The organism is Pseudomonas sp. FG13 (assembly GCF_057809755.1).
The window spans coordinates 1-18,198 of record NZ_JBMDKO010000075.1 but is presented as its reverse complement, the minus strand read 5'-3'; the positions used below and the strand labels follow the sequence as shown (position 1 = coordinate 18,198).

General features: G+C 62.8%; 17 protein-coding genes and 1 pseudogene. 13 read left to right on the top strand and 5 right to left on the bottom strand.

Features of this window, described 5'->3' with window-relative positions:
• Nucleotides 1–127: 127 nt before the first annotated feature.
• From ACODTO_RS28340 to ACODTO_RS28330, 3 genes are read left to right on the top strand one after another with little or no spacing between them, the layout of a single operon-like run.
• Entirely contained in the window at nt 128–556 is a 429-nt protein-coding gene (locus ACODTO_RS28340) for an NUDIX hydrolase (RefSeq protein WP_489107394.1), read from the top strand.
• Between the two features lie 4 nt (nt 557–560).
• Nucleotides 561–1,199, top strand: a complete 639-nt coding sequence (locus tag ACODTO_RS28335; RefSeq protein WP_139645127.1) for a LysE family translocator — start codon at nt 561–563, stop codon at nt 1,197–1,199.
• Complete coding sequence (locus ACODTO_RS28330; protein WP_175363003.1) at nt 1,196–1,693, top strand: GNAT family N-acetyltransferase; 498 nt, start codon at nt 1,196–1,198, stop codon at nt 1,691–1,693. The genes ACODTO_RS28335 and ACODTO_RS28330 overlap by 4 nt, the downstream gene beginning before the upstream one ends.
• 108 nt (nt 1,694–1,801) lie before the next feature.
• Here the strand turns inward: ACODTO_RS28330 and metR are convergent, their stop codons facing one another.
• Nucleotides 1,802–2,719 carry a transcriptional regulator MetR gene (metR, locus tag ACODTO_RS28325; protein ID WP_139645131.1) on the bottom strand — a complete coding sequence of 306 codons (918 nt, stop codon included), beginning with the start codon at nt 2,717–2,719 and terminating at the stop codon, nt 1,802–1,804.
• A 109-nt stretch (nt 2,720–2,828) separates the two neighbouring features.
• Between metR and metE the strand changes: the two genes are divergently transcribed.
• Nucleotides 2,829–5,141 carry a 5-methyltetrahydropteroyltriglutamate--homocysteine S-methyltransferase gene (gene metE / locus ACODTO_RS28320; RefSeq protein WP_489107393.1) on the top strand — a complete coding sequence of 771 codons (2,313 nt, stop codon included), beginning with the start codon at nt 2,829–2,831 and terminating at the stop codon, nt 5,139–5,141.
• Nucleotides 5,142–5,401: 260 nt separating this feature from the next.
• Entirely contained in the window at nt 5,402–6,421 is a 1,020-nt protein-coding gene (locus ACODTO_RS28315; RefSeq protein WP_139645135.1) for an alpha/beta fold hydrolase, read from the top strand.
• Nucleotides 6,422–6,598: 177 nt separating this feature from the next.
• On the opposite strand, the gene ACODTO_RS28310 is transcribed toward ACODTO_RS28315, so the two are convergent.
• A complete protein-coding gene (locus tag ACODTO_RS28310) occupies nt 6,599–7,480 on the bottom strand; it encodes a LysR substrate-binding domain-containing protein (protein ID WP_139645137.1) in 882 nt (293 codons plus the stop codon).
• A gap of 115 nt (nt 7,481–7,595) precedes the next feature.
• Here ACODTO_RS28310 and ACODTO_RS28305 point away from each other — a divergent pair, with 115 nt between their 5' ends.
• From ACODTO_RS28305 to ACODTO_RS28280, 6 genes are all read left to right on the top strand, one after another.
• On the top strand, nt 7,596–9,233 hold the full coding sequence (locus ACODTO_RS28305; protein WP_139645267.1) for a 5-guanidino-2-oxopentanoate decarboxylase: 1,638 nt from the start codon (nt 7,596–7,598) through the stop codon (nt 9,231–9,233).
• The gene (locus ACODTO_RS28300) at nt 9,230–10,678 is read left to right on the top strand and encodes an aldehyde dehydrogenase family protein (RefSeq protein WP_489107392.1); all 1,449 of its coding nucleotides are present in this window, start codon (nt 9,230–9,232) and stop codon (nt 10,676–10,678) included. The genes ACODTO_RS28305 and ACODTO_RS28300 overlap by 4 nt, the downstream gene beginning before the upstream one ends.
• Before the next feature lie 215 nt (nt 10,679–10,893).
• The gene (locus ACODTO_RS28295) at nt 10,894–11,997 is read left to right on the top strand and encodes an extracellular solute-binding protein (RefSeq protein ID WP_175363007.1); all 1,104 of its coding nucleotides are present in this window, start codon (nt 10,894–10,896) and stop codon (nt 11,995–11,997) included.
• Between the two features lie 302 nt (nt 11,998–12,299).
• Nucleotides 12,300–13,208 carry an ABC transporter permease gene (locus ACODTO_RS28290; RefSeq protein WP_175363008.1) on the top strand — a complete coding sequence of 303 codons (909 nt, stop codon included), beginning with the start codon at nt 12,300–12,302 and terminating at the stop codon, nt 13,206–13,208.
• A complete protein-coding gene (locus tag ACODTO_RS28285; protein ID WP_024780938.1) occupies nt 13,205–14,053 on the top strand; it encodes an ABC transporter permease in 849 nt (282 codons plus the stop codon). The genes ACODTO_RS28290 and ACODTO_RS28285 overlap by 4 nt, the downstream gene beginning before the upstream one ends.
• A 15-nt stretch (nt 14,054–14,068) precedes the next feature.
• A complete protein-coding gene (locus ACODTO_RS28280; protein ID WP_464709593.1) occupies nt 14,069–15,124 on the top strand; it encodes an ABC transporter ATP-binding protein in 1,056 nt (351 codons plus the stop codon).
• Nucleotides 15,125–15,249: 125 nt separating this feature from the next.
• Here ACODTO_RS28280 and ACODTO_RS28275 read toward each other — a convergent pair whose 3' ends face one another.
• Complete coding sequence (locus ACODTO_RS28275) at nt 15,250–16,179, bottom strand: AraC family transcriptional regulator (protein WP_175384660.1); 930 nt, start codon at nt 16,177–16,179, stop codon at nt 15,250–15,252.
• Nucleotides 16,180–16,502: 323 nt separating this feature from the next.
• On the opposite strand from ACODTO_RS28275, the gene ACODTO_RS28270 reads away from it, so the two are divergent.
• Nucleotides 16,503–16,847, top strand: coding sequence for a putative quinol monooxygenase (locus ACODTO_RS28270; RefSeq protein ID WP_139645151.1), 345 nt, complete (start codon nt 16,503–16,505; stop codon nt 16,845–16,847).
• A gap of 41 nt (nt 16,848–16,888) precedes the next feature.
• Complete coding sequence (locus ACODTO_RS28265; protein WP_139645153.1) at nt 16,889–17,122, top strand: hypothetical protein; 234 nt, start codon at nt 16,889–16,891, stop codon at nt 17,120–17,122.
• 69 nt (nt 17,123–17,191) lie between these two features.
• Here ACODTO_RS28265 and ACODTO_RS28260 read toward each other — a convergent pair whose 3' ends face one another.
• Together ACODTO_RS28260 and ACODTO_RS28255 are read right to left on the bottom strand one after the other, a co-directional pair.
• Nucleotides 17,192–17,812 carry a flavin reductase family protein gene (locus ACODTO_RS28260; RefSeq protein WP_139645156.1) on the bottom strand — a complete coding sequence of 207 codons (621 nt, stop codon included), beginning with the start codon at nt 17,810–17,812 and terminating at the stop codon, nt 17,192–17,194.
• Nucleotides 17,813–17,985: 173 nt separating this feature from the next.
• A pseudogene (locus tag ACODTO_RS28255) lies at nt 17,986–18,198 on the bottom strand (heme utilization protein); the annotation flags it as partial.

Here is an 18,198-nt window from a genome sequence, read left to right as displayed (position 1 = left end):
ACACCGCCTTCGCGAGCAGGCTCGCTCCCACAGGGATTGGTGTTGCCTGTGCACGTGGGGCAGGCTTTGCTCCAGCCTCTGTGGTCTGTAATCTCCCCCGGCATTTTTCCGCCAAGGCTGATCATCCATGACCACTCCCCTCATCCACATCGCCGCCGCCCTGCTGATCGGGCCGGACGGTCGAACCCTGCTGGTGCGCAAGCGCGGTACCCGGGCCTTCATGCAGCCGGGCGGCAAGATCGAGCCCCATGAGCAACCGATCCAGGCCCTGGCCCGGGAGCTGGAAGAAGAGCTGGGGCTGACAATCGATCCGGCACAGGCCCGCTACCTGGGCCCGTTCAGCGCGCCGGCCGCCAACGAACCGGGGTTTGTCGTCCAGGCCCAGGTGTTCCTGCTGAACATCGATGCTGCGGTTTCGCCCGCTGCCGAAATTGAAGAAGTTCGCTGGATCGACCCGGCCGGCGATGGCGGATTGTCGCTGGCCCCGTTGACAGGCGAGGTGATCCTGCCGTTCTATCGGACTACAGACCTTTCGAACCCATGCCTCAAGGATTGACCCCATGATTCCCCTGCCGGACCTGCTGGTTTTTGCCGCCGCCGCGTTGTTGATGGTACTCACGCCCGGCCCGAACATGATCTACCTGATTTCTCGTTCGATCTGCCAGGGCCGCAAGGCCGGGGTCACCTCCTTGCTGGGGGTGGTGGCGGGGTTCTTCGTGCATGTGTTCGCGGCGGCGGTGGGGCTGACGGCGGTATTCCTGGCCGTGCCCATGGCCTATGAAATCCTGAAATGGGCCGGTGCGTTGTACCTGTTGTGGCTGGCCTGGCAAGCCGTGAAGCCTGGCGCGCGTTCGCCGTTCCAGGCACAGCAGTTGCCTGCGGACTCGACGCGCAAGCTGATCACCATGGGCTTTCTCACCAGTGCCCTGAATCCGAAAATCGCGGTGTTCTACCTGTCGGTATTTCCCCAGTTCATCAGCCCGGAACATGGGTCGTTGTTCACCCAGAGCCTGATCCTCGGGCTGGTCCAGATCAGCGTCAGTTTCAGCGTCAACCTGCTGATCGCCCTGTTCGCTGCGGGCATTGCCTCGTGGTTTGTCCACAACCCCACCTGGCTGGCGGTGCAGCGTTATTTCATGGGCTTTGTGCTGGGTGCGCTGGCGCTGCGGCTGATGCTTGAGCAACGGCGAGCCGCGTGAGCATCCGACGGCTGCGGGCCGGCGATGCACCGGCCTATCGCGAGCTGATGCTCCAGGCCTACGGGCTGCATCCGCAGGCCTTCACCTCCAGCGTCAGCGAGCGGGCGACGATGCCCATGAATTGGTGGGAGTCTCGCCTGACCAACCGGCTTGACGTGGTGCTGGGGGCGTTCGTCGACGGGGAACTGGCCGGTATCGTCGGCCTGTCCCTGGAGGCCCGACAGAAAGCCCGGCACAAGGCGACGCTGTTTGGCATGTACGTCGTCGATACCCATCGTCACCAGGGGCTTGGCCAGCAACTGCTGGAGGCCGCGCTTGACGAAGCCCGTCGCCATACCTTCCTGCGCCTGGTGCAACTGACCGTCACCGCGGGCAACGATCCGGCGCTCAAGCTCTATCAACGCTGCGGTTTCGTGCTCTACGGCCTGGAGCCGATGGCGATACGGGTGGACGACGAGTATCTCGACAAGATCCACATGTGGCGCGAGCTCTAAGGCGCCATCGCGAGCAGGCTCGCTCCCACATTTGGATGTGTGTGCAGACAGTGAGGCCAACGCAGCCCCTGTGGGAGCGAGCCTGCTCGCGATAGCGGTGCCCGGGTATCACCGAACGGCACTGACCCCATCCAACGTGGAAAACGAAGTGTCCTTGGCCGTCAACAGGAAGTCGCGCATGTACGGTGCATCGAGCATGTCGGTGCGAACCGCCGCGTACAGCGTGGCGAACAGGCCTTTCTCCCCCAGCCGCTTGGCTTTCACATAACCCCGTGAGCTGTATTCATGCAGGGCCCAGTGGGGCATGCCGCAGACGCCACGGCCGCTGGCTACCAACTGCATCATCATCACCGTCAGTTCGGACGTGCGGACCTGGGCCGGTTCGATGTCGGCCGGTTCGAGGAAGCGGGTGAAGATGTCCAGTCGATCCCGTTCCACGGGGTAGGTGATCAGGGTTTCGCTGAGCAGGTCTTCGGGCACGATATAGGGTTTGCTTGCCAATCGATGCTGGTTGGCCACGGCGAGCATCGCTTCGTAGGTGAACAGCGGCACGTAGGTGATGCCCGCCAGTTCCAGTGGGTCGGACGTCACCACCAGATCCAGGTCGCCACGGGCCAGGGCCGGCAGCGGGGCGAAGGCGAAGCCCGAAGCCAGGTCCAGTTCGACTTCCGGCCAGGCGTCGCGGAACTGGTCGATGGTCGGCATCAGCCACTGGAAACAGCTGTGGCATTCGATTGCCATGTGCAAGCGCCCGGCGGTCCCTCCTGCCAGCCGCGCGATGTCCCGCTCGGCGCTGCGCAGCAATGGCAGGGTGGCGTCGGCCAGCTGCAGCAAGCGCAGGCCAGCGCTGGTGAACCGCACCGGTTTGGTCTTGCGCACGAACAACTGCATCCCCAGACGTTCTTCCAGCTCCTTGAACTGGTGGGAGAGGGCGGACTGGGTCAGGTGCAGGCGTTCGGCGGCTTCAACCAGGCTATCGGCTTCGCGCAGGGCGTGCAGGGTCTTGAGGTGGCGGAGTTCAAGCACCGGAATTGCTCCATGAGTAAAACTTGTGATCAACGCGAAAAGGTTGAGTTTGTCTCATGCAGGGTCGGCTGTCGACAATGGCGTCATCTTTTACAGGAGGACTCTTACCATGGCCCTGGCCCACACCCTCGGTTTTCCCCGCATCGGCGCCGACCGCGAACTGAAGAAAGCCCTCGAAGCCTACTGGAAGGGCGACCTGGCGCCGGCCGCGTTGCAGAGCGTCGGTCGTGAACTGCGGGCCCGGCACTGGCAATTGCAGAAAGACGCCGGGATCGACCTGCTGCCGGTGGGGGACTTCGCCTGGTACGACCAAGTGCTTGGCCACACCCTGACCCTGGGCGCGGTTCCGGCGCGATTCCGCAACACGTTGAACCCGCAGGGCCGGCCGACCCTCGACACCCTGTTCGCCATGGCTCGTGGCGCCACGCCGGCCTGCTGCGATGCCAACCACGGCCAGACACAACATGCCCAGGAACTGACCAAGTGGTTCGACACCAACTACCACTACCTGGTCCCGGAGTTTTCCGTCGACCAGACTTTTGCCCTGAGCTGGGAGCAACTGTTCGATGAAGTGGACGAGGCCCATGCCTTGGGGCATCGGGTCAAACCGGTGATCATCGGCCCGCTGACTTATCTGTGGCTGGGCAAGGCCAAAGGGCAGGATTTCGACAAGCTCGACCTGTTGGAACGCCTGCTGCCGGTCTACGGTGAAATCCTCAATCGTCTGAAGGCCCAGGGCGTGGAGTGGGTGCAGATCGACGAGCCGATCCTCACCCTTGACCTGCCCCTGGCCTGGCGGAGCGCCTTCGAGCGGGCCTACCACATCCTCCAGTATTCGCCGCTGAAGAAACTGGTGGCGACTTATTTCAGTGGCCTGGAAGACAACCTCGGCCTGGCCGTGAGCCTGCCGGTGGACGGTTTGCACATCGACGCGGTACGCGCGCCGGAGCAACTGGGCCAGGTGTTGGACCGCTTGCCGACCTACAAGATTCTCTCGGTAGGCCTGGTCAATGGCCGTAACGTCTGGCGTTGCGAGCTGGAACAGGCTCTGGCGCAGTTGCAACCGGCCCAGGAGCGCTTTGGCGACAACCTCTGGGTCAGCACGTCGTGCTCGTTGCTGCACAGCCCGGTGGACCTGGAGCGTGAAGACCGGCTCGACCCCGAGCTCAAGCACTGGCTGGCCTTCGCGGTGCAGAAGTGCGGTGAAGTGGCGGTGCTGCGTGACGCATTGAACGATCCGCAAGCCCCCGGTGTGCAACAGGCGCTGGCCGCCAGCCGCGAGGTGCGGGCGAGCCGCGCGGCCTCGACGCGTATTCACAAGCCCGATGTCCAGGCCCGTCTGGCGGCCATCAAGCCCCAGGACAGCCAGCGGCGTTCGCCGTTTGCCCTGCGCATCGAACAGCAGCGGGCCCGTCTGAAGTTGCCGGCCTTTCCCACGACCACCATCGGCTCTTTCCCGCAGACCCCGGCGATTCGCCTGGCGCGTCAGGCCTACAAGCAGGGCAAGCTGTCGGCCAACGACTATCAGGACGCCATGCACACCGAAATTCGCCACGCCGTGCAGATTCAGGAGCGCCTGGGGCTGGATGTACTGGTCCATGGCGAAGCCGAGCGCAACGACATGGTGGAATACTTCGCCGAGCAACTGGACGGCTATGCCTTCAGCCGTTTCGGCTGGGTGCAGAGCTACGGTTCGCGATGCGTGAAACCGGCAATCATCTACGGCGACATCAGCCGGCCGAAGCCCATGACCGTCGACTGGATCCGCTACGCGCAAAACCTGACCGACAAGACCATGAAGGGCATGCTCACCGGCCCTGTGACCATGCTGATGTGGTCGTTCCCCCGCGAAGACCTGCCGCGTCGGGTCCAGGCACAGCAACTGGCCCTGGCCCTGCGTGACGAAGTGGTGGATCTGGAAGCGGCCGGGATCAGCATCGTACAGATCGACGAGGCCGCCTTCCGCGAAGGCCTGCCGCTGCGACGCGGGCAATGGCAGGAGTACCTGGACTGGGCGGTGGAAGCCTTCCGCTTGAGTGCGTCGGGTGTGCGTGACGAAACCCAGATCCATACCCACATGTGCTACAGCGAATTCAATGACGTGATCCAGGCCATCGCAGCCATGGATGCCGACGTCATCACCGTTGAAACCTCACGCTCGGACATGGAACTGCTGGAGGCTTTCGAAGCGTTCGACTACCCGAACGACATCGGCCCGGGCGTCTACGACATCCACTCGCCGCGGGTGCCGGACACGGCCGAGATCGTCGGGTTGATGAGCAAGGCCCTGAAGCGGATTCCCGCCGGGCACCTGTGGATCAACCCCGACTGCGGCCTGAAGACCCGGGCATGGCCGGAAACCGAAGCGGCGCTGGTGAACATGGTGGCGGCGGCGCGACAGTTGCGTGGGCAGTGGGCCTGAGTAACTGCGGAGCTTGGCTGTACCTGTGAGTGCTGAGGAAACTTGTGGGAGCAAAGCTTGCTCGCGATGGCGGCGGACCAGCCAATATCATTGTTGGCTGACTTGGCCCCATCGCGAGCAAGCTTTGCTCCCACAGAAAACTCACACCGCAGGAACCACTCGGCAATCTTCATCAAACTGTCACGCAACTGTGGCAGCGCGCTTGAACGAATTTCATCAGACTCGCGCTCTACTGGGGTTCTGCGTTTTGGTGTTTCTTCATGCGTGTGTTCATTTTCCTGGCCGTCCTGTTGTTCGGCCTGCCGTCGATTGCGGCGTCTCGTTGTGATGTCAACGTCCCGACCCAACGGGTCGATCTGGATCAGGTAAGCCTGGCGTACCAGAGCATTGGCCGTGCCTCCGATCCGGCCTTGTTGCTGGTGATGGGGCTGGGCGGGCAATTGATCCATTGGCCGGATGAAGTGGTGGTTGCCCTGTGCGAGCAAGGCTTTCGGGTGATCCGCTACGACAACCGGGACGTGGGCTTATCCACCTGGCGGCAGGCACCGGGTAGCGCCAACCTGACTTTTGAAGCGCTTCGCTACAAACTGGGCTTGACGGTCGACGCGCCCTATACCCTCACTGACATGGCCAATGACGGGCTGGGACTGATGGATGCGTTGCGCGTGCAGCACTTTCACCTGCTGGGAGCGAGCATGGGGGGCATGATTGCCCAGCACATGGCCGCCATGGCGCCGCAGCGGGTCGAAAGCCTGACCCTGATCATGACCAGCTCCAGTGCGGCCGGCTTGCCGGCGCCCAGCGAAACGCTGGTGCGATTGCTGTCACGCCGCAGTGCGCCGAATCGCGAGGTGGCGCTGGAACAGCAGGCTGACCTGCTGGCTGCCCTGGGCAGTCCCCTGGTGATCGATGATCGCCAGGCGCTGCTGCATCAGGCTGCTGTCGCCTATGATCGGGCGTTCAACCCCGAAGGTGTGAAACGCCAGATCATGGCGATCATGGCCGAGCCGAGCCGGGTCGAACTGCTCAATCAATTGCAAGTGCCGACCCTGGTGGTCCATGGCACCGCCGACCCGTTATTGCCAGTGATGCACGGCGTCCATCTGGCGGCGCATATCCGCGGCAGCCAGTTGAAATTGATCCCGGGCCTGGCCCATCGTTTCCAGGAGGCGTTCAAGGAGCCGTTGCTGGGGGCGGTGCTGCCCTATTTGCAACAGCATCGCGAAGACACCTCGCATTGGGCGCAGGTCGAACCGACGCAGGCGCCGAATCTGCTCTGATAGAGGTCGAAGGTTGTAGAGATCCCTGTGGCGAGGGGATTTATCCCCGCTGGGCTGCGAAGCAGCCCTAAAGCCAAGCGACTCGGTGCATCAGATAGATTGAGTCGACTGCCTTGGGGCCGCTTCGCGCCCCAGCGGGGATAAATCCCCTCGCCACAAAGGAGTATCTGCAGGACTTCACCGGGCCCGGGCCTGCTCCACCAACCACCCCATCAACTCCTGCAACGGCCCCGACGCCTGGGTCTTGCGCGGGAACACCAGGTGATAACCCAACCCGGTTCTGACCTTCAGTTCGAACGGCATCACCAGCCGCCCGGCGCTCAGGTCATCGCCGATCAGCGACCAGTCACCTATCGCCACGCCCGTGCCCTGTGAGGCCATGGACATCGCCAGATCCAGGGTTTCGAAATGCTGGCCCTTGCTGACATTGCTCAAGTGCACATCGGCGGCATCCAGCCAGGCCGTCCAATCGCGCTCGTCGCGGGTCGGGTGCAACAGCAGGTGTTGCTGCAGGTCGGCAGGTTCACGCAGCGGCACGGGGCCGTCCAGCACCGGGCGGGAGCAGACGGGCGTCAGTTGCTCATCGAACAGATGCAGGCACGCCAATGAGGTGTCGGGTGGCGGGCCATAGACCACGGCCGCGTCGAAGCCCTCGCGCTGGAAGTCCACGCCGTGCCTGACGGTGGTGGTCAGCTCCACCGGCACATCCGGCCGTTCCTTCTGCCATTGCAATAAGCGTGGCAGCAGCCAGCGCATCACACAGGTCGGCGCCTTGAGTTGCAGGGTCTGGCGCTTCTCGCCGATCTGCTCCACCGCGTCGCCGATCAAGCGGAACACCTGCTGCACCCGGGGCAACCACGCCGTCCCTTCAGGTGTGAGGGTCAGGCCGCGGGCCTGGCGCTGGAACAGCGCGTAGCCCAGATGATCCTCCAGCCCAGCGATCTGCCGACTCACCGCGCCCTGGGTAATGTGCAACTGTTCGGCGGCCCGGGTGAAGTTGCAGCATTGGGCCGTGATCAGAAACGTATGCAGCGCTGGAAGCGGAGGGAGTCGTTTCATTTGGATCCAAGCCATGACGTGAGGACATGGCTAGTATGACTTTTTATCCATTGTTGCCGCTATGGCCTGACCGTTCAATGAGCCCATTCCAAGACAAGAAAGAAGGGCAGTGGCAATGGCAACGTGCGGCGAAGTATTGGTCAAGTTACTCGAAGGCTATGGCGTGGAGCAGGTGTTCGGCATTCCCGGCGTGCACACCGTCGAGCTGTATCGCGGGCTGGCCCGGTCAAGCATTCGCCACGTGACGCCGCGCCATGAACAGGGCGCAGGCTTCATGGCCGACGGTTACGCCCGCGTCAGCGGTAAACCCGGCGTGTGTTTCATCATCACCGGCCCTGGCATGACCAATATCACCACCGCTATGGGCCAGGCCTACGCCGATTCGATCCCGATGCTGGTGATCTCCAGCGTCCAGTCGCGCAGCCAGCTGGGTGGCGGGCGCGGCAAGTTGCATGAGTTGCCGAATCAGGCTGCGCTGGTGGGCGGGGTCGCGGCGTTTTCCCACACGCTGATGTCCGCGGCTGAATTGCCCAGCGTATTGGCCCGGGCCTTCGCCGTGTTCCAGGCCGGGCGGCCGCGGCCGGTGCATATCGAAATCCCCTTGGACGTGCTGGTCGAAGACGCCGATGCCTTGCTCGCCAGTATGCCCGTGAGCGTCGATCGCGCCGGCGCCGCGCCGGGCGCGGTGAAACAGATGACGGCGATGCTGGCCTCGGCCAGACGGCCACTGATCCTGGCCGGCGGTGGCGCCATCGACGCCGCCGCCGAATTGACCGAACTGGCCGAACGCCTGGGCGCACCGGTGGCGTTGACCATCAATGCCAAGGGCTTGCTGCCGTCCCGTCATCCCTTGTTGATCGGCTCTACCCAGAGCCTGGTGGCCACCCGCACATTGGTGGCCGAAGCGGATGTGGTGCTGGCCATCGGCACCGAACTGGCCGAAACCGACTACGACATCACTTTTGCCGGGGGCTTCGAGCTCCCTGGTGCGCTGCTGCGCATCGACATCGACCCGGACCAGACCGTGCGCAACTATCCGCCGCGCCTGGCGCTGGTGGCCGATGCCCGCACCGCCGCCCGGGCCTTGCTCGACGAGTTGAACCGGCAACCTTTGGCCGAGCGCAGCAACGATTGGGGCGCTGTTCGTGCTACCCGGTTGCGTGCCGAGCTGGAAGGCAGTTGGGACGCTGCGGTCCGCGCCCAGAGCGCTTTTCTCGACAGCGTTCTGCAAACGCTGCCTGAGGCGGTCTTCGTCGGCGACTCCACCCAACCGGTGTACACCGGCAACCTGACGTTCAACCCGGAGCGTCCGCGGCGCTGGTTCAACTCGTCCACCGGCTACGGCACCCTCGGCTATGCGTTGCCGGCGGCGATTGGCGCCTGGCTTGGCGGCAAGAACCAGGGCCATGGTCGCCCCCCGGTGGTGTGCCTGATCGGTGACGGTGGCCTGCAATTCACCCTGCCGGAGCTGGCCAGCGCCGTGGAAGCGCGGGTGCCGGTGATTGTGCTGCTGTGGAATAACCAAGGCTACGAAGAGATCAAGAAATACATGGTCAACCGCGCCATCGAACCGGTGGGGGTGGACATCTATACCCCGGACTTCATCGGTGTCGCCAAGGCCTTGGGCTGCGCTGCCGAAGCCGTCGATGATGTGGCGCAACTGCATACCGCACTGCTCGCGGCCAGCGACCGACAAGGTCCGACGCTGATCGAAATCGATCAGGCGCGTTGGATGAGCGGGGTGTCGCAATGACTCTTCCCACAGCATTGGAAGGGCTGTACATCAACGGCCAGTGGTTTCGCGGTGAGCAGTATTTACGGGTGATCAACCCGGCGACCGAGGCATTGCTGACCACTGTTCATGGCGGTGATGAACGCGCGGTCGATCAAGCCCTGGACGCCGCGACCCAGGCCTTTGGCCCATGGTCGAAAACCACGGGGGCCGAGCGCGGCGCGATCCTGCGTCGTATCGCCGCTGGCGTGCAGGCCGGTCGCGCGCAGTTGATGCAATTGCAATCGCGCAACAACGGCAAGCCGCTGTTCGAGGCAGCCATCGATGTCGATGATGTGGTGGCGACCTTCGAATATTACGCCGAGCTGGCCGAAGGCTTGGACATCCGGCAGGACAGTTCGCTGGCCTTGCCCAGCGATGATTTCAGCGCGCGCCTGCGTCGCGACCCTTGCGGTGTGGTCGGCTTGATCGTGCCGTGGAATTTCCCGATGGTCACCACCGCCTGGAAACTCGCACCGGCCCTGGCCGCCGGCTGCTGTGTGGTGCTCAAGCCTTCGGAGGTCACGCCGCTGCCGGAACTGGAGCTGGCCTCGATCATCGCTGACTGCGGCTTGCCCGATGGGGTCTTCAACCTGATCTGTGGGACTGGCCTGGCCGTGGGGGCGCCGTTGGCCGCCGATCCGCGGGTGGCGAAGATTTCCTTCACCGGCAGCAACGCGGTGGGTGTGCAGGTGATGCAACGGGCGGCGGAAACGGTGAAGGGCGTGAGCCTGGAGCTGGGCGGCAAATCGTCTCTGCTGGTGTTGGCCGATGCTGATCTGGAACTGGCCGTGGAGTTGGCCTGTGGTGGCGGCTTCTTCAATGCCGGACAGATGTGCTCGGCCACCAGTCGGGTGCTGGTCGCTGATGAGCTGGCCGACGACTTCCTGCAGCGGCTCAGGATCCGCGCCGAGGCGATTCGCGTGGCCGATCCGTTCGATCCGGACGTGGAAATGGGCGCGTTGGTCAATCAGGCGCAATACCAACGGGTGCTGGGGCATATCGACCGGGGCGTGAGCGCGGGTGCGACGCTGGTGTGCGGCGGCCAGCGCCCGACGCATCTGTCGCGAGGCTTTTTTCTTCAGCCGACGATCTTCACCGACGTGCCCCCAGACAGTGCGCTGTGGTGCGAGGAGATTTTTGGACCGGTGCTGTGCGTGCGCCGTTTCAGCGGCGTGGAACAGGCCATTGCGCTTGCCAATGACAGCCGCTTCGGCCTGGTGGCCAGCGTGGTCAGCCGTGATCTCGACGCTGCCGAGCAGGTCGCCAACGCTTTGCAGGCGGGCCTGGTGTGGATCAACGCGCCCCAGGTGATCTTTCCCCAGGCGGCTTGGGGTGGCTACAAGCAGAGCAGTCTGGGCCGCGAGTTGGGACCCTGGGGATTGGCGGCATTCCAGGAAATCAAGCATGTGATTCGGGCGGTCTGACAGCACGTTATCGGGTCGCGCATGCCTCGAAAAAAGGCATGCGCCAGGGACATGGCTTCAATGAGTTTTTTTCGATAGTCAGGGATTTTGTGCAACCCCAGGATGGCCTTCGACGACGACAAAGTCCTTGCGGCACGGGGCTTTGGTCGATCTCGAACGGCTAGGGCGCAATGGTTACAGCCACCTCATACCTAGAAGAACAAAGGGAGTCCTCCATGGGCAAGCATGATCTGAACAGACGTCAATTCATCAAGACCGCCAGCGTAGTGTCGGTCGCGGCCGCCGCCATGAGCGTGCCTTTCATCAGCGCCCGGGCCAGCGATACGCGGTTCGTCGGCAAGACCCTGCGTCTGCTGACCTGGTCCGACGACACCGGGCTGGCGGCGCTGCGTAACATCGCCGCGACCTTCGAGGCCAAGACCGGGGCCAAGGTCATCGCCGACCGCACCGGCAGCACCTCGGAAATGGTCGCCAAGCTCAAGGCCGGTGGCGACCGGCCGCAGTACGACATCATCACCCTGGCCGGCGTCGGCGCCGAGGGACTGGCTGCGGCGGGCCTGTTGGAAAAGCCGGACCTGAACCGCATCCCCAACCTGGTGGACGTGCCGGAGCATTACCGCACCGGTGCCGGTGGTCATGGCATCGGCTATCTGTTGTGGTGCAACAGCCTGGTCTACAGCACCCGCACCTTGCAACAGGCACCGGACAGTTACGCCGCGCTTTGGGACGCGGACCTGGCGCCGAATATCTTCTTGCCGCCGCCGAACTGGACCGAGGCCATGGACCTGATCATCATCGCCGCCAAGCTGGCCGGCGGTGACGAACACAACATCGAACCGGGCTTCAAGAAACTCGCCGAGCTCAAGGAACGGGTGGTGACCCTGGGCGAAAACCCGAACCAGATCGCCGAACTGTTCCGTACCGGTTCCCTGGACATGGGCGGTTTGTATGCGCCGGCGTTTTTCCCCAAGCAGATCCGCGACCCGGCCTATGGTCTGGGAGCAACGTTCGGTATGAAGGAAGGCTTCTACACCGACCTGATGCTCTCGGTCATGCCCAAGAACCGCCCGGGCGACACCGACCTGGCCTACGCCTTCATCGACCACTCCCTCGACCCGCTGGTGCAGGGCAAGATGGCCGAAGACATCTTCAACGGCCCGGTCAACGCCAAGGCCATCATCTCCGCCGAAGCGCGCAAGAGCCCGTACATCCTCACCCCGGAGCAAATCGCCGACAAAGCGATCATGCACGACAACGCCTTCCTGGCGACGGTGCACGACCAGTGGATCCGCCGGTACACGGAAATTTTCTCTTCCTGAACTGGATGCCGGGCCCGCTCGATATCCAAGTGTGGGAGCGAGCCTGCTCGCGATAGCGGTGGGTCAGTTGAGGGAGATGTGGGCTGTGCCGGCGTCATCGCGAGCAGGCTCGCTCCCACAGAGGAATAGGGGTGACGCGGGGATTTGTGGGCTACCCGCGATCCAGTGTGGGAGCGAGCCTGCTCGCGATAGCGGTGGGTCAGTTGAGGGAGATGCTGGCTGTGCAAGCATCTTCGCGAGCAGGCCCGCTCCCACCGAAAAATTGTGTTTGTGCTGTCGTTTTCCACTGACGAGACCTTGCCATGGAACACCAACCGTTAACTCATCCGCAGAGCGTTGCGCCAATGCGTTCCAGCCGGAGTATTTCGCCCACGACGCGGGCGTGGTTTTTCCTGTCGCCGTCGATGCTGTTTCTGGGCGTGTTGATTGCCGCCAGTCTGTTGGTACTGCGCATGAGCGTCGGCACCAAGGGCGCGGAGTGGAGTGGGTTCAGCCTTGCCAGTTATGGGCAATTGCTGGAGCCCTATTACCTCAAGTCCCTGTTGCTGACCTTACGCCTGGCACTGATCAGCGCGGTGATCGCCGTGCTGTTGGCGATCCCTGTGGCTTACACCATGTCGCGCCTGACCTCGCCATTGCTGCGGCGGGTGTTCCTGGCGGCGGTGCTGTTGCCGCTGCTGGTCAACCTGCTGCTGCAAAGCTACGGCTGGCTGGTGATCCTCGGCCCGGCCGGCATGCTCAACCAGGCGCTCATGGGCCTGGGCCTGATCAAGCGACCGATCATGTTGCTGTACAACCAGAACGGCGTGCTGATGGGCTTGGTCCAGACCGCATTCCCCCTGGCCGTGTTGCCCATCGCCAGCGCCATGCGCGGGGTGGCCCGCAGCTATGAGGAGGCGGCCGCCACCCTCGGCGCCAGCCGCTTCCAGGTGTTTCGCCAAGTGGTGTTGCCCATGAGCCTGCCCGGCATCATCACCGGCGCGACCCTGGTGTTCGCCTACAACGCCAGCAGCTTCGTCGTACCGCTGTTGTTGGGCGGGAGACGAGTGCCGATGCTGGCAGTGATGGTCCATGACCAGATTGCCCCGTTGATGAACTGGCCGGCCGCGTCCGCCGCGGGGGTGGTGTTGATCGTCACCACGCTGCTGATCATGACCCTGTCCGAATATTTCACCGGCCGCCGTCGGCGGATGCTGGAGGCTTCTCAATGAGCGCGTTGAGTAAAAAACGCCAGTCGCTGTTGCCCGGTGAAACCGGTCGGATCGCGGGGCTGCTGTCGGGTCTCATTCTGTTGCTGGCGGTATTGCCGATCCTGACCATGATCGTCATGTCCTTCAGCGGCGCGGCGAACCTGGACTTCCCGCCAAGCAGCTACAGCCTGCAATGGTATCGGGCCGCCTGGCAGACCTTCGTCTCCCCGGATACCAGCGATGTACTGAGCCTGGGCCAGGCCATGGGCACCAGCTTGCTGGTGGCGTGCCTGACCATGATCTTCGCCACGCTGATCGCGGTGCCGGCGGCCTATGCACTGACCCGTTGTGAGTTCCGGGGCAAGGCCGTGGCGCTGCAATTGATGTCGCTGCCGTTGGTGTTCCCCATGGTGGTGCTGGGTCTGGCTTTGCTGTTGGTGTTCGACAGCCTGCCGTTTCAGATGACCACCTCAAGGCTGGTCATTGCCCACGTCATCCTTGCCTTGCCGTTCGTGGTGAAGAACTGCACCGCCGCCATGCTCGGCATCGGCAGCGAAGTCGAGGAAGCCGCGCGGATGCTCGGGGCCTCACCGCAGCGGGCCATCGTCGATGTGGTGGTGCCGTTGATGAAGTCGGGCATCCTCGCCGGAATGCTTCTGGCATTCATTGTCTCGTTCAACGAATTCACCGTGACCTATTTTCTCTACACCGTCGACGTCATGACCGTGCCGATCTGGATGTACAGCCGCACCGTGTCGTCGCTTGACCCCACCGTTTTTTCGTTTGCCGTGCTCATCGTGCTGATCGACTTCGTGCTGATCTGGGCGTTGGAGAAGCTGGTGGGCGAGGGCGGCGTTTCCTTTTGATTTCGAGGTGAAGACATGACTGGACTGATACTGGAAAACGTCGAGAAACATTACGGCTCGGCTTGCGCGGTAAAGGATGTGAACCTGCATTTGCCGGAAGGCAAGCTGGTCTGTTTTCTCGGGCCTTCGGGCTGCGGCAAGACCACGCTGCTGCGGATGATCGCCGGCCTGGAAAGCCTTAGCGGCGGTGAGATCCGCCTGGATGGCGATGACATCGGTCATACCCCGGCGCACCTGCGCAACTTCGGCATGGTCTTTCAATCGCTGGCGTTGTTTCCCCACATGACCGTCGGCGAGAACATTGCCTATCCACTGAAACTGCGCGGCGTGGGCAAGGCCGAGCAGCAGGCGCGGGTGGTGGAGTTGCTGGAGCTGATTCAGCTCCAGGCCATGATCGACCGGCCCGTGGCGAAACTGTCTGGTGGCCAGCGTCAGCGCGTGGCAATTGCCCGGGCGATTGCCGCACGGCCAAAAATCCTGCTGTTGGACGAACCGCTGTCTGCCCTCGACGCCAAGCTGCGTGAGTCGATGCAGGTGGAAATCCGCCAGCTGCAACAGCGGCTGAACATCACCACCATCCTGGTGACCCACGACCAGCGCGAGGCCATGACCATGGCCGATATCGTGGTGGTGCTGGGCGAGCACCGGGTGCAGCAGGTGGGGACGCCGATCGAGATCTATCGGCATCCAGCCAATGAGTTCGTCGCCGACTTCATCGGCTCGGGTAATATTTTCCCTGCGACCACGCTGGGCAGCGGGCGTGTCGGCCTGCCGGGCGGGGATGTGCTGGACGTACCGGCCAGCCGTAGCCCGATTGTTGGCGAGAAGATCAAGTTGCTGGTGCGCCCGGAAGACGTGCAACTGTCTACCCCCCAGGCCACGGCGGGTAACCGCTTGCTGGGCAAGGTGACATTCGTGCGTGACATTGGCGCGACCATCGAGACCACGGTGGAGTGTTCCGGGGTTTCATTCACTGCGCTGAGTACGCCTTGCCAGGGAATGGACCTGGGCATCGGGCACGCGGTGTCGGTGACCCTGCCGGCGGAGGCGTGTCGGTTGCTGGGGGCTTGATCTGGAAAAGTGGGGGCTTGGTCTGGCCCCATCGCGAGCAGGCTCGCTCCTACATTGGAATGCGTCCACCCTGTGGGAGCGAGCCTGCACGCGATGAGGCCGGCACAGCCAACGCAAAAGGCCAATCAAACCGTCAGCCGCAACCGCGCCAGATCCCGCAACGGCGGTGCGCCAAACAGCCGGCTGTACTCGCGGCTGAACTGCGAAGGGCTTTCATAACCCACCCGATACCCCGCCGCCGAAGCTTCCAGCCCTTCGGCCAGCATCAGCCGCCGGGCTTCCTGCAAGCGCAATTGTTTCTGATATTGCAGCGGGCTCATGGCGGTCATGGCTTTGAAACGGTGATGCAGGGTCGAGACGCTGAGGTTCACTTCCCGGGCCAGGTCGTCGATGCGCAAGGGCTGTTCGAAATGACAGTTGAGCCATTTGATCGCCTGGCCGATGCGATGGCTCTGGCTGTTGGCGACGGCGATTTCGTATAGCCGGTAGCCCTGGGGACTGCGCAGCAGGCGGTACAGAATCTCCCGTCGCACCAGGGGCGCGAGCATGGCGATGTCCTTGGGATGGTCCAGCAGGCGCACCAGGCGCAGCACCGCGTCGAGCATCGACGTGTCCAGGCGTTCGACATACAGGCCACGACCGGCGGGGCGTGTCGGCACGCCCAGCGGACCGGCATCGGCGATCAGCGCGGTGATTTCCGCAGGGTCGATGTCCAGGCGCAGGGCCAGGATCGGGTGTTCGGGCGAAACGTTGGCGATGCACCCGCTCAACGGCATCGACACCGAGACCACCAGGTAATGGAGTGGGTCGTAGTTGAACAGTTCGTCCGCCAGCCGCACCTGTTTGCTGCCCTGGGCCATGATGCACAGCGCCGGTTGCGCCAGCACCGGGGCAAATTTATGGGGCTTGCTGTGGCGAGATAGATTCAATGAGCCGATGGCCGTGACGTAACTGCCGTCTTCGCGGGTATTACGGTCGATGATCGACGCCAGTTCGGCGCGTTGTTGTTCCAGATGTGGGTCCAGGGGGACGTGGGCGTGGTCGAGCGGCGACATGCCAGGATCCTCGGAAATAGGAGCGATGGACAAAGCTTATGTTTGTGCAAGGCACGGTGGTAGTCACATCCTGTTGAAAGCTTGCCTGATCCTGCATGGCTGCCGCGCCAGAACGTTGCAATGCCGTCGAAACTTGCTTGAAATCTTTCGTCTCAAATTAGCCGGTTCCTGCCGGGGCGTCGCAGTGTTGCCACCCTCTTTTACGCAGGATTGTGCAAGGCGTCGGCAGAAATCGACTAACGGACCTGGCGTCGCGGCGCTTAACCTTCAACCCTGTCGCAGCTGTCCCCGGCTGCACAATGGATGACCTGGGAGGGTTGAACATGTCTACACAGATCCCCGTCAGTCACATGGCTTTTGTGCGGGCCCGCGCCGGAAGCTCCAAATCATTGGGCGCGCGCCTGAGTAAACTCATCGCGCCTTCGCGCCAAGCCCCCGGCTGCGTGCACTTCGCGCTGCAGCAATCGCAATGCGATGCCGACTTGTGGTTGATGTCCGGGCTCTGGGTCGATCAGCAGGCGATGGATGCGTACTTCAACTCCCCGGCCATGGGGATTTTCGCTGAGCTGGTGCAGGATCTGGTGGTGAGCAGCCTGGATTTTCATACCTTCAGGGATGTGTCCGCCCCCCAGGCGACTCTGGCAACGGTACACAAACTGGCCGGATGAAGGTTTAATGGCTGCCATTTCTCATTGCCAGGATGCGCAATATGGCACGTAAAGTCTTTGGACCCTTTGAAGCTGTTTCCGCCGTCATGCCCCGGGAGGGTGGCGGTTATCATGCGGCTATCGCCACTAAAGCCATCGGCGGCTCGGGTGCGCCGCGTTTCAACAAGGTACTTGAGAAGCAGCGTTTCGAGACGGCTACCAAGGCGGATGAAGCTGCCGCTGTGCAGCTGACCCATCTCAAGGGCGTCGACGAGGAGGGTGGGTTGCTCTGGTGACCCTCAACCAATAGAGCTTTTCTGTGGCGAGGGGATAAATCCCCTCACCACAGGAGCTTGTGCACATGCTTACTTTGGGCGATGCATCTTGAACAGTGCCTCAGGCCCCAACTGGAAGTAATCCGCCGGTCCGCCACCGCGCAAGATCGGTTCGGCGGCGGCTGTGTCGTAGACCCCGTCCTTCAATAGCCACTTGGCAATATGCACCGCAACCACTTCGCCGAGGATCAGCCAGCTCGGCACCAACCCCTTGTCCGCTCGTTGCAACTGAATGATCTGGGTGACCTTGCATTCGAAGGACACTGGGCTTTCGGCCACCCGTGGTACCTGGATCACCTGTGACGGCGCTGGCGTCAAGCCCGCCAGTTCGAATTCGTTGACCTCGGGCGCGACCATCGCGCAGCTCTGGTTCATCTGTTCGGCCAGCGGGCGTGTGGCCAGGTTCCAGGCAAATTCGCCAGTCTGTTCGATGTTGTTCAGGCTGTCTTTGCGCCCGACACTGGAAAAACCGATGATCGGCGGGATGTAATTGAAAGCATTGAAGAAACTGTAGGGTGCCAGGTTCAGGCGGCCTTCGGCGTCCTGGGAAGAGATCCAGCCGATAGGACGTGGGCCGACAATGGCGTTGAATGGATCGTGAGGCAGGCCATGGCCGTTGGCGGGTTCGTAATAGTAGATATCGTCGGGCATGGAAGTGCTCAAATCCTGAGTTTGGGTGGGACTCGAAGAATAGTGCCGAGCTGTATCGGTTTTGTCAGTACCGCAGGGCTTAGAAGGAGGTCTTTTGCACAGAGATGGCGATTGCCAGGGGGCTTTAATGACTAAGCCCGGCCGAAGCCGGGCTGTGAGGATGCCTTTGGGGATCAGCCGATGAAGGCACCACCGGTACGATCGAAGCCATCTTCAGCAACAGTGGCGCCGTTGGTACGGTCGAAGCCATCTTCAGCAACAGTGGCGCCGTTGGTACGGTCGAAGCCATCTTCAGCGACAGTGGCGCCATTGGTACGGTCGAAGCCATCTTCAGCAACGGTGGCGCCGTTGGTACGGTCGAAGCCATCTTCAGCGACAGTGGCGCC

Coding starts and splice junctions, on each gene's coding strand:
- ACODTO_RS28340 (WP_489107394.1), top strand. CDS start 128: ATGACCACTCCCCTCATCCACATCGCCGCCGCCCTGCTGATCGGGCCG.
- ACODTO_RS28335 (WP_139645127.1), top strand. CDS start 561: ATGATTCCCCTGCCGGACCTGCTGGTTTTTGCCGCCGCCGCGTTGTTG.
- metE (WP_489107393.1), top strand. CDS start 2,829: ATGGCCCTGGCCCACACCCTCGGTTTTCCCCGCATCGGCGCCGACCGC.
- ACODTO_RS28315 (WP_139645135.1), top strand. CDS start 5,402: ATGCGTGTGTTCATTTTCCTGGCCGTCCTGTTGTTCGGCCTGCCGTCG.
- ACODTO_RS28310 (WP_139645137.1), bottom strand. CDS start 7,480: ATGAAACGACTCCCTCCGCTTCCAGCGCTGCATACGTTTCTGATCACG.
- ACODTO_RS28305 (WP_139645267.1), top strand. CDS start 7,596: ATGGCAACGTGCGGCGAAGTATTGGTCAAGTTACTCGAAGGCTATGGC.
- ACODTO_RS28300 (WP_489107392.1), top strand. CDS start 9,230: ATGACTCTTCCCACAGCATTGGAAGGGCTGTACATCAACGGCCAGTGG.
- ACODTO_RS28295 (WP_175363007.1), top strand. CDS start 10,894: ATGGGCAAGCATGATCTGAACAGACGTCAATTCATCAAGACCGCCAGC.
- ACODTO_RS28290 (WP_175363008.1), top strand. CDS start 12,300: ATGGAACACCAACCGTTAACTCATCCGCAGAGCGTTGCGCCAATGCGT.
- ACODTO_RS28285 (WP_024780938.1), top strand. CDS start 13,205: ATGAGCGCGTTGAGTAAAAAACGCCAGTCGCTGTTGCCCGGTGAAACC.
- ACODTO_RS28280 (WP_464709593.1), top strand. CDS start 14,069: ATGACTGGACTGATACTGGAAAACGTCGAGAAACATTACGGCTCGGCT.
- ACODTO_RS28275 (WP_175384660.1), bottom strand. CDS start 16,179: ATGTCGCCGCTCGACCACGCCCACGTCCCCCTGGACCCACATCTGGAA.
- ACODTO_RS28270 (WP_139645151.1), top strand. CDS start 16,503: ATGTCTACACAGATCCCCGTCAGTCACATGGCTTTTGTGCGGGCCCGC.
- ACODTO_RS28265 (WP_139645153.1), top strand. CDS start 16,889: ATGGCACGTAAAGTCTTTGGACCCTTTGAAGCTGTTTCCGCCGTCATG.
- ACODTO_RS28260 (WP_139645156.1), bottom strand. CDS start 17,812: ATGCCCGACGATATCTACTATTACGAACCCGCCAACGGCCATGGCCTG.